At 59.3% G+C, this 12,791-nt stretch carries 11 protein-coding genes and 1 pseudogene; 2 read left to right on the forward strand and 10 right to left on the reverse strand.

Annotated features, from left to right (window positions below; translation table 11 throughout):
- Positions 1–4 precede the first annotated feature (4 nt).
- From VF672_RS20440 to VF672_RS20465, 6 genes are all read right to left on the reverse strand, one after another.
- On the reverse strand, positions 5–2,221 hold the full coding sequence (locus VF672_RS20440; protein ID WP_331106351.1) for a polysaccharide biosynthesis tyrosine autokinase: 2,217 nt from the start codon (positions 2,219–2,221) through the stop codon (positions 5–7).
- The gene (locus VF672_RS20445) at positions 2,222–2,674 is read right to left on the reverse strand and encodes a low molecular weight protein-tyrosine-phosphatase (RefSeq protein ID WP_331106352.1); all 453 of its coding nucleotides are present in this window, start codon (positions 2,672–2,674) and stop codon (positions 2,222–2,224) included.
- The gene (locus tag VF672_RS20450; RefSeq protein ID WP_331106353.1) at positions 2,664–3,593 is read right to left on the reverse strand and encodes a glycosyltransferase family 2 protein; all 930 of its coding nucleotides are present in this window, start codon (positions 3,591–3,593) and stop codon (positions 2,664–2,666) included. Before VF672_RS20450 ends, VF672_RS20445 begins: the two co-directional genes overlap by 11 nt.
- 17 nt (positions 3,594–3,610) lie before the next feature.
- Positions 3,611–5,125: a lipopolysaccharide biosynthesis protein gene (locus tag VF672_RS20455; protein WP_331106354.1), complete on the reverse strand. Its 1,515-nt coding sequence runs from the start codon at positions 5,123–5,125 to the stop codon at positions 3,611–3,613.
- 42 nt (positions 5,126–5,167) lie between these two features.
- Positions 5,168–6,289 carry a DegT/DnrJ/EryC1/StrS family aminotransferase gene (locus VF672_RS20460; RefSeq protein WP_331106355.1) on the reverse strand — a complete coding sequence of 374 codons (1,122 nt, stop codon included), beginning with the start codon at positions 6,287–6,289 and terminating at the stop codon, positions 5,168–5,170.
- Positions 6,290–6,391: 102 nt separating this feature from the next.
- The gene (locus VF672_RS20465; RefSeq protein ID WP_331106356.1) at positions 6,392–7,177 is read right to left on the reverse strand and encodes a hypothetical protein; all 786 of its coding nucleotides are present in this window, start codon (positions 7,175–7,177) and stop codon (positions 6,392–6,394) included.
- Positions 7,178–8,091: 914 nt separating this feature from the next.
- Between VF672_RS20465 and VF672_RS20470 the strand changes: the two genes are divergently transcribed.
- Positions 8,092–9,894 (forward strand): aminopeptidase P family protein, encoded by a 1,803-nt coding sequence (locus VF672_RS20470; RefSeq protein WP_331106361.1) that lies wholly within the window; start codon positions 8,092–8,094, stop codon positions 9,892–9,894.
- A 43-nt stretch (positions 9,895–9,937) separates the two neighbouring features.
- Here VF672_RS20470 and VF672_RS20475 read toward each other — a convergent pair whose 3' ends face one another.
- Entirely contained in the window at positions 9,938–10,531 is a 594-nt protein-coding gene (locus tag VF672_RS20475) for a 2-hydroxychromene-2-carboxylate isomerase (RefSeq protein WP_331106357.1), read from the reverse strand.
- A 63-nt stretch (positions 10,532–10,594) separates the two neighbouring features.
- On the reverse strand, positions 10,595–11,335 hold the full coding sequence (locus tag VF672_RS20480; protein ID WP_331106358.1) for an SDR family oxidoreductase: 741 nt from the start codon (positions 11,333–11,335) through the stop codon (positions 10,595–10,597).
- Between the two features lie 94 nt (positions 11,336–11,429).
- Between VF672_RS20480 and VF672_RS20485 the strand changes: the two genes are divergently transcribed.
- A complete protein-coding gene (locus tag VF672_RS20485; RefSeq protein WP_331106359.1) occupies positions 11,430–12,008 on the forward strand; it encodes a TetR/AcrR family transcriptional regulator in 579 nt (192 codons plus the stop codon).
- On the opposite strand, the gene VF672_RS20490 is transcribed toward VF672_RS20485, so the two are convergent.
- Positions 11,998–12,288, reverse strand: coding sequence for a hypothetical protein (locus VF672_RS20490; RefSeq protein WP_331106360.1), 291 nt, complete (start codon positions 12,286–12,288; stop codon positions 11,998–12,000). The genes VF672_RS20485 and VF672_RS20490 overlap by 11 nt on opposite strands.
- A gap of 185 nt (positions 12,289–12,473) precedes the next feature.
- A pseudogene (locus tag VF672_RS20495) lies at positions 12,474–12,791 on the reverse strand (hypothetical protein); the annotation flags it as partial.

Below are 12,791 nucleotides of genomic sequence, written 5' to 3' on the forward strand. Positions count from 1 at the left end.
CGAATTACTTGCGCACCGTGGTGTAGTCGTAACCGTAGGCGGCGCAGTCGTAATCGGCGGTCGATGCCTTGCGCAGGACACCGTTGAAGATTGCACCTTTGATCAGAATGCCGTTGTGCATCAGGCGGCGTTTGCAGGCTTCGATTTCCTTGGCGGTGCTCAGACCGAAGCGGGTCACCAGCAGGCAGGTACCGGACTGACGGCCGACCAGTGTGGCATCGGTGACGGCCAGAATCGGCGGCGTGTCGATGATCACCAGGTCATACAGCGGCGACAGGTCGCTGATCATTTTGTTGAAGTTGTCGTGCATCAACAGCTCGGACGGGTTCGGCGCCGCGTAACCGCAGGAGATGAAGTCCAGGTTGCGCACTTCGGTGTGGTTGATCACTTCCTTGCTGCCCAGACGCGCGGCCAGGGTGTCCGACAGCCCGTGCTTGGGCGTCAGGTTGAACATTTTGTGCAGGTAACCCTTGCGCATGTCGGCGTCGATCAGCAAAACCCGTTTGCCGGTCTGCGCAATGATCACCGCCAGGTTGCTGGAGACGAACGACTTGCCCACGCCCGGCGTCGGGCTGGAAATCATCAGCACGTTGTTGCGCGCTTCGAGCATGGCGAAGTGCAGGCTGGTGCGCAGGCTGCGCAACGCTTCGATCGCCAGTTCCGTGGGTGCGCTGACACTCAGCAGCCGCGGGTCCTTGCTCGCCGAACGGCTCTGCGCGGCTTTTTCCATGCGTTCCTGAAGCCGCGAATACGGCAGCGAGGCGTACACGGGCATGCCGAGGTTTTCGATGATTTCCGGGTTGTCCACGCCGCGATAGAACGCCTGCCGCACAAAGACCGTGGCCACCGCCAGCAACAGGCCGATCAGCGCCGCGACCAGCACGATGATTTTGCGCATCGGCTTGACCGGCTCTTCGACGTTGGCGTCGGCGTTGTCGATGATGCGCACGTTGCCGATGCTGCCTGCGCGAAGAATGTCCTGCTCCTGGCTCTTGTCCAGCAACAGGGTGTAGGTCTGCGACGTGACCTGCATGTCGCGATTCAGACGCAGCAGCTCCTGTTGGGTCGCCGGCAGGGCTTCGATCTTCTTCAGCAGCGCGGTTTTCTGTGCTTCAATCTGGCCAATCTGCGTCATCAAGGCGCGGTAGGTCGGGTGCTCTGGCGTGTACAGACGCTCGACATCGACGCGCTTCATTTTCAGGTCCGACAGGGAGCCTTCCAGCTTGACCACCTGATCCAGAACCGATTTGGTTTCGACGCTCAGGTCAACCGACTTGGCGCCCATCTGAAAGTTGTTCAGCGCCATTTCCGACTGTTCCAGCTGCTTGCGCACGGCAGGCAATTGCGAACGCAGGAATTCCAGACGCTGCGCGGCTTCAGCCGAACTGCGCTCGACGTTCTGACGCACATACAAGCGGCTGACTTCGTTGAGGATGCGCTTGGCCAGTGCCGGGTCCGGGTCCTGAATCGACAGGTAGACGATCCCGGAATCCTTGCCGGCTTCCATGACTTTCAAACGGTCCTGATACTCCAGCGCGGAGGTCAGGGTGCGTTGACGCGCCACAATGAACTCGGTGCCCGGACGGGCATTGAGTGTCGCCACCTGGATTTTGATGCCGTTGCCTTCCACGATCTGACCGACAGGGCCGCTGAGCAGCTTGTTGCGGTCCTCGTCATACAGCGTGAAGGTGCCAGGCTTGCCCGCCACCATGGTCAACTTGTCACCCAGCAGTGCGTCCGGCACTTCCAGCTGGAACACATCGATTTTCTCGCCACCCCAGGCAAAGCTGGTCAGACCGAAGAGAGGGTCGGCCAGCGCGCCTTCACGCTCCGGCTTGAACCGACGCGACATGTAGGTGCCCAGCCCCGGCAGGTATTTGGGCTTCTGCACGATGTACAGCTTGAGGTCATCGACGACCTTGCCCAGCACTGCGCGGGATTTGATCAGCTCGATTTCGGTGGTCGCCTGGGACACCGACAGCGGTTTGCTGGAAACCTCGGTGCGGCCCTCGATGCCGACTTTCCGCGGTTCGATCTGAATCATCGCGTTGGCCTGGAAGATCGGCGTGGCGAGAATGGCATAGGTGGCGCCGAGCAGGACGCAGATGCCGACAATCGACGCGATCAAGCCTTTGTGATCGAAAAGTGTGCGCAAGATAGTCGCCAAATCGATCCGGGAGTCCTGGACCTCGTCCAGAGAAGTACGGTTCATAGCGGTCATTTATCTTGGATCTCCTGACTGAAGATAAGGAAGCCAGTCGTCGACGCAACGCGAAAGCTGCTCGTAGGTCTGTTCAAAGGCTAGTTTCGGGCGCCGATAGGGATCGGCGATTTCCAGCGCTTGTTGCCATTTGCCAATCAGAAACGTCTTGCCGCGTACCTCAGGGGCGAGCTTGAGGACGCTCTGGGTCTGACGATGCTCCATGACCAGAATCAGCTCTGCTTCATGGAGCATCTGCCGATCGATCTGACGGCTTCGATGTTTGTGCACGGGGACGCCATTGACCTGCAACACGTCCTGAGCCAGCGGGTCCATGCTGGAACTGAGCATGGCGTGGGTCCCGGCCGACAAGACAGTGATGCGCGCGTTCTGCACGCGTTGTCGGAGCATGGCTTCGGCCATGGGGCTGCGACAGATGTTGCCGACGCAGACCACCAGTACGTTACTGAACATGACCTTTACTGAGGGTCGTCATCAGTCTCTTGCTGATGTTGGAGCTGAAGTTCTGCCCGACCGCCAATAGCGTCTGCATCTTGCGTTTCGGGGTGATCGCTGACAGCGAGTACTCGACCAGCTCCATCAGAAAATGCTCATACAGTTCCTGGTTACCCAGCCGGTTGTAGTAATTGGCCAGCGCGCCGGAGGTCTGCAGCGCCATGTGCAGCTTGCGTTTGTTGGAGCGCATGGAAAACACGCCGCCAGGGTGCAACCGGTACATGGCCGGCTTGACCTCACCCATGAACTTGCCCTTGCCGTAGGCACCGAGCAGTGACCACCAGACCAGATCGTTGAGTGGGGCGGCGCGAAGTTCGGGCGGCAACGAATCGAACACGTTGCGGAACACCGTGGTCAGCGTCGAGATCGGCCGCGCCTTCTGCAGTTCCAGCGCCGTGGCGTCACCGCGCAACTTGCCCTGCAGCTGAATCGGGTACTGACCGCTGATGTCGAAGGGGATGGCGTCGTGGTAGGTCAGCACGTAGTCCGGGTTGTTCTCGAGAAAATCCACCTGGATCTGCAGCTTGCGCGGATCAGTCCAGTAATCGTCGCCTTCGCAGTAGGCGATGTAGCGGCCCCGCGCTTCACCGAACAGACGCGGCACGGGCGGGTTGTTCTGCGAGTACTGATTCGTCTCGTGGTAGAAGGGCCGGATCAGCGCCGGGAAGCGTTTGACGTAATCGGCAATGATGCGGGCGGTGCCGTCCGTGGAGGCATCGTCGTTCACCAGAATCTCGAAGGTGAACGTGGTTTGCTGCATCAGGAAGCCTTCCAGCGTCTGCGCGACGTAGGCCTCCTGGTTATAGGCTGGGCAGACGATGCTGACCAGGGGCGCGGCGGACGGCGAGGTGCTCGTCTTATTGCTATTAGCATCCATGGCTTGGGTACTCGGAGTTAAACACTGGGTTTGCTGAGCAGAACGGAAATCTTCATCACCAGCGGCTTGTAGCTGGCCGCTACAACCAACAGCGTGATCAGGCCGCTGACGGCCAGACCCAGGAAGATGCTGATACGGTTTTCATCGGCGATCAGGCGCAGCACAGGCTCGCTGATTGCCAGGCCGACGCCGGTCATCACGCTGATGCGGATGATGTCGCGCAGCCATTGACCGTGAATGCCCGGCGCCAGGCGCTGATGCACGATGACCGGCCAGATGGCGAAGGACACCACGCGCAAGACGAACCAGGCGATCGCTGCGCCGTACACGCCGTGCGTGCGAATCGCCAGAAACATCACCGGCACCGTAATCAGCGCCGAAACAACGCTGTACCAGACGTGCAAGTGCATCCGCCCGTAGGCGTATTGCAGATAAAACTGGAACGCGCTGACCGCCATGATGGCGCTGCCCAGCGAGTACCACGGCAAGATGGTCCGGCTCCACTCGGCGGCAGGCCGGTCGCCCGACCAGGCGAACACCATCTCGTCGGCGTGCAGCGCGATCAGGGCTGCGAGGGGGAACAGAAACGTGCACACGAACCGGTTGGCCGCCAGGTACAGCTGATGCATGTCATCGCGGCGCCCTTCGGCCATCAACACGGTCAGGCGTGGCAGCAATGTCTGCGCCAGCGGGTTGGAGAGCATCATGATCCCGGTGGTAATCAGTGCCACCAGCGAGAAGTAACCGTATTCATCGAGCGGCAGCAGCTCGGAGAGCAGCACCTTGTCGATCTGGGTTAACACGATCCACATGACGGCAGTGCCGGACATGCTCGCGGCGAACGGGATGATCGGCTTCACCAGTTCCCAGTCGAAGCCGGTCAGCGGCGACGGCGTGGGCATCTGCTGATAGGCACGGGCGGCGAAGATCAATGCTTCGATCAAACCCACCAGCGCCTGGAATTCGAAGAAATGCACCGGGTCGTTGGAAATCGTGCTCACCAGCAGCAGCCCGCCGAAATAGCGCAGCGTGGCGATGATCACGTTGGCGATGTTCAGCCACGCATGCTGTTCGAGGCCTTGAATACCGCTTTTATAGAGCGTCGAAAACAACCGCAGGGCGATGACGATGCCCATCAGCGCGATGCACTGCACCACGGTCTGCGTCGACAGCTCCTGGGCGTTGAGCCAGTGCACGGCAATCCATTCACTGCCGGCATACATCGCCACGCAGCAGAAACCCGCCAGTGGGAGGAAGATGATCTCGAACGAGCGCAGCAGGCGACCGGTGTAGCGATCCAGTCCGTCGCTGCCTTGTCGATGCGCCACCGCCCTGACCAGACTCGGTGACAACCCCGCATCCAGCAGTTGTAGCCAGGCCTGCAACACTGAGAAGAACCCGATCAGCCCGTACGCCTCGGCACCCATATGGCCCAGGTAAAACGGCATGATCAGGATTCCCACGAGCAGCGTGTAGGCCTGGCCTGCATAGCTCAACGCAGTGTTGCGTATGACTGAGCGCTTGGTTTGCATCGAAAGTCCTTCCGGCGAAGCAGGGTGAATGACGCGGTGCCGTTACATGACGCGTGCGAGGGACGGCACACGGTAGGGCGAGTGGGCGGTACTGGTTTCGGCGATCACGGTGCTGATCACGCGCTCCTGATCGTCAAGCAGCAGGCCTGGGTAAATCGGCAGGCACATCACCCGCTCGCTGAGCGAACGTGAAGCGGTCTGCGCGGCTTGTGGCTGCAAGTATTCAAGGGTGTCCAGCGACGGGTAGAAGTAGCGTCGCGGGTTGATGCCGTTTGTATTCAGTGCAGAGCGCAAACGCAGCAGCTGTTGTTCGTCGCGCAGGGCGATCGGGTAATAGCTGTGGTTGAGCTGGCTGTTATCTTCCGGCCGCTGCAGGTCGACGTAGTCGCCCAGGCGTGTGGTGTAGCGGTCAGCGATTTCAGCGCGTTGCTGAAGAATGTTCTCGATGTCATCGAGGATGCACAGGCCCATTGCCGCCGAGAATTCATTGAGCTTGGCATTGATGCCGATGCCTTCGATCTTGTCCACGTCGGCGATGCCGAAGTTGCACAGCAGGTGAACCCGGCGCGCCGTTTCGTCATCGTTGGTGATGATCGCGCCGCCTTCGATGGTGTGAAACAGCTTGGTGGCGTGAAAGCTCAGGGTGCTGATGTCGCCCCAGTTGAGCACCGACTGGCCGGCGTGACGCACGGCAAAGGCATGAGCGCCGTCGTACACGACTTTCAGGTTGCGCCGACGGGCGATTTCTTCGATGCGTTCAACGGCACACGGGTTGCCGAACACATGGGTACCGACGATGGCGGTGGTGTCTGAGACGATGCGGCTTTCGATGTGATCGGGCGAAATGTTCCAGGTCTGCGCGTCAATGTCAGCGAAGATCGGGCGAATGCCTTCCCACTGCAGCGAGCTGCTGGTGGCAACGAAGCTGAACGGCGTGGTCACTGCGCTGCCGCTCAGGCCCAGCGCGCGGTAAGCCACTTGCAGGGCGAGGGTGCCGTTGTTGGTGAGAATGACGTGCTTGACGCCCAGGTAGTCTTTGAGTCGTTGCTCGAGCTCGCAAACCAGCGGGCCGTGGTTGGTCAGCCAGCCGCGCGAATAGATGCCTTCGACGTAAGTCTTGAATTTGTCGATATTGCCCAGGTAAGTCTTGGTGACGTTAATCATCGAATTCTCCATTTCAGATGCGAATCTTTAAAAGGGCTTTCTGGGCAGTGGGGCGGTTGCGCTGGTCGGGCGCCGGGCCGTCAACGCCAGGGTCAAACGAACTCAAAGGGGGGTTGAGGCCGTCGGCGGGTTGCCTGCCTTGTTGCTCATCCGTCGCGCGCGGCCCTGATTGATTGCCAGAATCCAGCGGGTGGCGAGGCTGCCTGCGTGCGGGTCGCCGAAGTGGAAGAGGGCGGTTGCGCGCTTCACGTCAGCCCTGCAGGCCTGGTTGGCGTGCAGGCTTCGATAACCCCAGAAGAAATAAACGCTGCCCGGCTCCAGGCGCAGAACGTAAGGCTTGAGCCAGTTGCGCTGCATGCCCTTGATGATCCAGCCCCGGGTAATCTTGTTCTGCAGCAACGCTTTCTCGATCACGTTGAACAACACCCATGAGCGCACCCGGCGGATATTCGGAAACAGCATCAGATCGCCGCGGCCTTCGCCTTCGCTGGGAATGAACACCGGGATCAGTGCAGTCACCAGGCTGGCGTCGTAATGGAAACTGTTGGACTCGCGCTTGCCCTGATTGCCTTGCACGCAGCGCAGCACCGGGAAGATGCGGTCACTGGCAGCGTCGCGGCGAGCCGCATGCTTATAAAGGCCGCCCAACAATGCTTTAAAGCGTGGATCAGCCCAATAGCTGGCCAGCAGGCTTTCACCCAGTGCGGCTTCACCGTGGTAGGCAAAATATTCGCCCTGGTGTTTTTGCGCCTGCTCGTCAGTCCAGGCCCGCAGCTGTTGAAGGTCCGTTTCAGGCACCGCCGCGTTCAGTTGCGCAAAGCCGTTTGTATCGATTTCACGCGCCAGTCGCTGAACCAGCCGCTCATCCATGTCGAAAGATAAAGGCATTGCATCAGGCCCTCGTTGAGAGTGAGGAGTGCAGGGCAGGGTGATCGTTGCTGCGTCAGGCACGCTACCGCCCGAATCTGCAGATCCTGCCGTTGTATGAATAAGTTGTGCATTCAAACGGTGGCCTCATTCAGCGGGGCTGACTAAAGCGTTGGGCAAAGCTACCGCCCCACCGAGCATATTCAGTAATTCGAAAAAGCTTTCTTTAAACCAAAATCTGCCCACCGGCGCAGATTTCACACCGTTTCAATCATTAACTTCATGGGCAGTCGCAGGGTATTTAAGTCGGAATGCTCTCGGCGCACGGCGCTAGGGCCGCACTGCAAAAACGGGAAAACATTGGACATGCGTATATATCGGCGGAGGCGGAGTTCCTGTCAAATTATTTCGCCAACATTCTGTTAAATTTTTGATAAGCGAAGCCGCAATAGAGGTAAGTTGTTGATTTATAAGGTCGTCAATAAACCATCATCGCTCGTGCGCGGTGCGCGACGCTTTTTAGGCACTGTCTTGGGCCGCTTGATTCGGGGGCGGATTTCACAGAAAAGACAATTTTCCAACGTCAGAACTTGGACGGCACGGCCGGTCAACGGTTTTATGGCGCTCGATTATCAGTCACGTTCAATCGGCGTTAATGCACGGTGCGCAACTAATCAAATGAGTTTGAATGGCGAATAAAGCCACCAGGAACGTGTTGCAGTTTTATTGATAAGAAGTAGGGTCGGTTATATATAAATCTTGGCGCGCGAGTTGAGGGCGGGGTTGAAGCATTTGCCCCCGCGCGCTGCAGTCGTATGATCTTGTCATTGCTTGGCTGGGGAGGTTGCGGCGCTGCGGTTGCCCAGCCGTGATCGCTGCTCCATTATTCGGGTCTGCGACGCACACATTTCGGGTCATCAGGAGATTCAATGAACATGCAGTCGAAAACCACTGGAGCGGCGATGCAACGCCTTGCGCAGGCGCGCGCCTTGATGAGCCGCGAAGGCATCGACGCCTGGCTGGTGCCGTCGGCCGACCCTCATCTTTCCGAGTATCTGCCGGGTTACTGGCAAGGACGGCAGTGGCTGTCCGGCTTCCATGGCTCCGTCGGCACACTGATCGTTACCCGAGACTTCGCCGGTCTCTGGGCGGACAGCCGTTATTGGGAGCAGGCGAGCAAGGAATTGGCAGGCAGCGGCATTGAGCTGGTCAAGTTGCAACCAGGCCAGACCGGCCCGCTCGAATGGCTGGCCCAGCAAGCCAAGGCGGACTCCGTCATCGCGGTGGATGGCGCAGTGTTGGCCGTGGCGTCGTCGCGCACGTTGGCTGCCAGTCTGTATGAAAAAGGCGCGCGGCTTCGCACTGACCTCGATCCCCTGACGGAATTGTGGAGCGACCGGCCTGCGTTGCCGGTCCAGCCTATCTATGAGCACGCCGCGCCCCACGCGACCGAGACCCGCACCGACAAACTGGCTCGGCTGCGTGCTGCCATGGCCGAGCGCGGCGCGGACTGGCATTTCCTCGCCACGCTGGACGACATCGCCTGGCTGTTCAACCTGCGCGGCGCGGACGTCTCCTACAATCCGGTGTTCATTTCCTTTGCGCTGATCGGCCCTGACAGCATCAACCTGTTTGTCGCGTCAGAGAAAGTCGACGCCGCGCTGCGAAGCCGACTTGAGCACGATGGCGTTACCCTGAATGAATACACGCGCATCGGCACTGCCTTGCGCAATGTGCCTAAAGAGGCGCGTTTGCTGGTTGATCCGGCGCGGGTCACCTGTGGCTTGCTGGACTACCTGGACAGCGAAGTGACGCTGGTCGAAGGCCTCAACCCGAGCACGTTGTTCAAATCGCAGAAAAGCGCTGCGGACACTGGGCATATCCGCCAGGCGATGGAGCAGGATGGCGCGGCGCTGTGCGAATTTTTCGCCTGGCTGGATTCAGCGCTGGGCAAAGAGCCGGTGAGCGAACTGACCATCGACGAGAAACTCAGCGCGGCGAGGGCCTGTCGGCCGGGCTACGTATCCCAGAGTTTCGCCACCATCGCAGGCTTCAATGGCAACGGAGCCATGCCTCATTACCGCGCCACCGAAGAAGAGCACGCGCAAATTGAAGGGGACGGCCTGTTGCTGATCGACTCAGGCGGCCAATACCTGGGGGGTACGACCGACATCACCCGCATGGTCCCCGTCGGTACGCCAACGGCTGAGCAGAAGCGCGACTGCACGCGCGTCCTGAAGGGCGTCATCGCGTTGTCCCGGGCGCATTTTCCGCGCGGCATTCTTTCGCCGCTACTGGATGCCATCGCTCGCGCGCCAATCTGGGCTGAGGGCGTCAACTATGGGCATGGCACCGGTCACGGCGTCGGTTACTTTCTGAACGTACACGAAGGCCCGCAGGTGATTGCCTACCAGGCTGCCGCCACGCCGCAAACCGCGATGCAGCCAGGGATGATCACCTCGATCGAGCCCGGCACGTACCGGCCGGGGCAGTGGGGTGTGCGCATTGAAAACCTGGTGATCAATCAGGAGGCGGGCAAGACCGAATTTGGTGGGTTTCTCAAGTTCGAGACCCTCACGCTCTGCCCGATTGACACGCGTTGCCTGGAAATCAGCGTGCTGACGCAAGAGGAGCGTGCATGGCTCAACGAGTACCACGTCCAAGTCAGGGAGCGCCTCAGTCCGTTGCTGGATGGCCCAGCATTGGCCTGGTTGAACGGGCGAACGGCAGCGGTCTAAGCCGCAATGCCATCGCCTTCCTGGCGGTGGCATTTCGCCGGGCTTATGCGCGCAGCGCTTCTCTGACGAAATCAAGCCGGTCCTGGCCAAAATAGAGTTCGCCGTTGACGAACATGCTTGGGGCGCCGAACACGCCTCGTGCAACGGCTTCATCCGTATTGATTTTCAGTTGGTCCTTGACGCTGGGGTTGCCAGCCCGGTCGAGGACTTCTGCCGGATCAAAACCGGAGCCTGCCAGCGCGGCTGACAGTATGGCCGGATCGTTGAGGTCCAGCGCCTCTACCCACATGGCCTCGAAGGTGGTTTCCAGCAATTCGACGAACCGAAGCGGCTGGAACATTTGCACGGCGGTCAACGCGCGCATGAGGCTCAGTGTGTTGATGGGAAAATGCGGGTTGAAGGTCAGGGGCACCTGAAGGCGTTCGGCGACCCGCGCCAGGTCCTGGATGGAGTAACGCGCTTTGGCAGGGACCTCGTTTGGCGATGCATTGCCTGTCGCCTTGAACACCGCGCCCAACAAGATGGGGCGGTAGATCAGCGTCGCTGACGTTTCATCACAGATCCTGCGCAACTGCTTGTAGGCCAGGTAGCTGGTCGGGCTGCCAACATCGAAGTAAAACTCCACGCTTTGAGTCATCGTTGCGATCCTTCTTCTTATATAGGTGGGGAGGGGTGGCCACGTTACTCGCTGACGCCTGGCCTACCAGCGTTCGTTCCAGGGGCGCAGATCCAGCTCGAAGGTCCAGGCGTCGCGGGGCTGGGTGTGCAGGTACCAGTAATTCTCAGCGATGTGTTCGGGATCAAGAATGCCGTCCTGATCTTTGAGCGCGTAGCGATCGGGAAACTGCGTGCGGATGAAGTCAGTATCGATCGCTCCGTCGACTACCACGTGAGCCACATGGATGTTCATGGGCCCGAGTTCCCGCGCCATGCTTTGCGCCAGCGCCCGAAGGCCGTGTTTCGCGCCGGCAAAGGCCGCAAAGTTGGCCGCGCCGCGCAAGCCAGCAGTCGCCCCGGTAAAAAGGAGGGTGCCGCGCTGACGCTTTGCCATTCGCAGGGCGACTTCTCGGGCATTCAAAAAGCCGGAGAAGCAGGCCATCTCCCATATCTTGAAGTACTTGCGCGCCGTCTCCTCGAGAATGCTGCATGGCACGTTCGCACCGATATTGAAAACAAACACCTCGATCGGGCCGATGTCGTTCTCGATCTGCTCCACCAGCGCAACCACGTCGTGTTCCTTGCGCGCGTCGCAAGCGAACCCGTGAGCTTCGCCACCGCTCTGTCGAATCGAGTCCACCAGCGGCTGAAGCTTGTCGGCGCTCCTTCGGGTGACACACGCCACGTAACCCTCTCGCGCAAAGCGTTTGGCAATCGCACTTCCTGTGGCATCGCCTGCGCCCACCACCAGCACCACTTTCTTGTTATTGGAAACCATGGTCATCACGAATCCTTTGTTAAACGATCGTTTACTTAACGGACGTTATGCTAGGGTCAGCAAGGCGTCAAGCTACTTACTACCGCAAAAGGAAGATCCGATGCGCTACTCAGCCGACCATAAAGAGCAGACTCGACGCGCAGTGCTCGACAGCAGTGCCGCGCTGGCGAAGGAGAATGGCTTCGCGCCAATGGGGGTGGATGGCTTGATGAAGGCTGTCGGGCTGACCGGCGGAGCGTTTTATAGTCATTTCGCTTCGAAGGATGATTTGTTCCAGGCGGTCGTCGAGCGCGAGCTGACCCGAAGCCTGGCGTTGCTCGGCGGCGACGAGTCCCTGACCAAAGAAAAGATCAAGCGATGCGTGAGGGGTTATCTGTCCCTGTCTCACGTGCAGGATCCCGCGGGTGGATGCGTTATTCCGGCCTTGGGGTCTGAGATTGCCCGTGCAGAAGGGCCCGCCCGCTTGAGCGCCGAGCACTGGTTGTGCGAGTTACATCGAGCGTGGGGAGAAGTGCTTGGGGACGAAGATCTGGCGTGGGGAGCCATTGCTCAGTGTGTGGGCGCATTGATGGTTGCGCGAATGATGGCGACTCCCGAGCGGCAGCAGCGCGTGGTGGATGCCAGTTATCAGCTGCTGTGTCAGCAGGTGGATGCGCTGACCGCAGCTGCTAAGGGTTAGTCGGCTTCTTGCAGATGATGATCATGCTGCGGCTGGTGTAGCCGGCCGGATTGAGCCCCAGTGGGTATCCTCCAGTATCTTCGGCGTCGTCACCAGACTTGGCGATCACCCGATACTGCTTCGACACACATGAATTGGTCGCCATCTCATAGCACTGCTCCCATGAGGACGAGAGGCCCGAGCAGTTGATATGGATACCGCGTTTGCCCATGACCGGTTTGGATGTCGCCGCGCATCCCGTGACCACCAATGCTGCCAATGCTATCAAAAAGTACTTCATTCATATCCTTACCTGACCGCCAGGTTGCGGTCAGTGAGTATCCAGAGTTCCATGGTGCCACCACTGTCACGTCCATGTGCAGCGGCGACACCATGTTAAGGCGCACCGGCTAAACATCGCTCAATAGTGAGACAAATGCCAGTGACATTGTGTACCACTCGGATGTCAGCCCCTCGTTCGAGTGCTTAAGCCCCAAGGCAGGCGGTCAGCAAGCATTCAGCCTCATAAGAACCTATAGAAAGCTGACTGTTAAGCAGCAAGACGTCCAATGTCAGTGATTTGCGCAGTCTTTGCAAATAAGTGCTTGACGCCTCTCTGGATCTGTCTATAATTCGCCCCACTTCCGGCGCAGACGAAACGGGAAACTCCTTGATAATCAAAGAGTTGGACGAAGTAAGCAGCGAGGAATGCTTCGATTCAGATGCTTGAATCGACAGCGGTGAAAAAGGCAGTTGACAGCAGATTGTAACGCTGTAGAATTCGCCTCCCGCTGACGTGAGACG

This window comes from Pseudomonas sp. (assembly GCF_036387035.1).
Classification (GTDB): domain Bacteria; phylum Pseudomonadota; class Gammaproteobacteria; order Pseudomonadales; family Pseudomonadaceae; genus Aquipseudomonas.